Source organism: Oleiphilus sp. HI0086, from assembly GCF_001635225.1.
The window spans coordinates 1-1,057 of the sequence record NZ_LWFZ01001323.1 but is presented as its reverse complement, the minus strand read 5'-3'; the positions used below and the strand labels follow the sequence as shown (position 1 = coordinate 1,057).

The following is a 1,057-nucleotide window of genomic DNA, read 5'->3' as shown; positions in this document are numbered from 1 at the left end:
ACGAAATTCTTTTGCGAGTAATTTACCCATTATGTTCGACTTGGCGGAGCCTACCCAGCGCATATGATGGACCATGTATAGGCCGAACTCGTCAAAGGCTTCGTCGATTAAGCTGGCGATAAAATTCAAACAAGGGTCTTCCGGGAATAAGCGATGTCTATGGCTATTTCCCTGAGTGGGGGGCTTCTGGTCAAGATAGTGTGCGATGGCTGTGCTGTCGTATTGAAAATCTTTGCCGTTTTCAGTAAAGAAAGGAACGGCAGGGTACTCATCTAAGTCGGCATCCATTTCAGGATAGCGGCTTATCTGCTTATGCTGTTTTTGATACTCAAGGCGTAATAAGGTCTGAGTATTTTCAAGATAGCTTCCATGCGCGGGTAAGCGGCGATAAGGGATGCCACAGTACTCCAGGTAAGCTTGCATCTTTAATACGAAGGGCGAAAGCTCGACGCCCCAAATAATTGCAGAACTGATTTGTATTTTATTCTTATTTTTCATTTAGGGCTCAACCTATAAAACAGCATTACATCAAATGAGCCTGAAAGAAACGCGATAGGTCTTGTATCTCGCTTAGACAAACTTCGTGTTCCATCGGGTAGTTTAGATATTGCACTGTGTGGCCTCGCGCTTCAAGAATCGCCGCCGCTTTTTTACCTTGCCTTTCCACGACCATTGGGTCATGAGTGCCGTGGCAGATTAATACTGGCAGCTGGCTATTCGCGGGCGCGGTATCAAAGCTATCTTCTTGTGGAAAATAGGTCGACAAGCCTGCCAGTGCTGCAAGGGGGCTGGGGTAAGTTAAGGCTGCATGGTAGGCCACGGCTCCACCCTGCGAAAAGCCCATTACAATGATTCGTTCGCTCTTGATGCCTCGCTCGATTTCCCTATCGATCAGCGTTTGGATATTCTTCACCGAACTTTGCAATTGTTCGTGGTTTATCACGCGCTCTTCAGTCAGTTCAAGAATGTCATACCAGGCGGGCATGATATAGCCAGCATTAACCGTGATGGGGATTTCCGAGGCATTTGGAAATATAAAGCGTATACCTAAGCCTTC

Annotated in this window: 2 protein-coding genes; both read right to left on the bottom strand. The window is 46.8% G+C overall.

Translation table 11 applies throughout. The features are described 5' to 3' along the window. The coding region (locus A3756_RS22825) for a glutathione S-transferase N-terminal domain-containing protein (RefSeq protein ID WP_197481478.1) at window positions 1-498 on the bottom strand (498 nt) is incomplete at its 3' end. A 25-nt stretch (window positions 499-523) separates the two neighbouring features. Continuing rightward, the coding region (locus A3756_RS22820; protein WP_068554759.1) for an alpha/beta hydrolase at window positions 524-1,057 on the bottom strand (534 nt) is incomplete at its 5' end.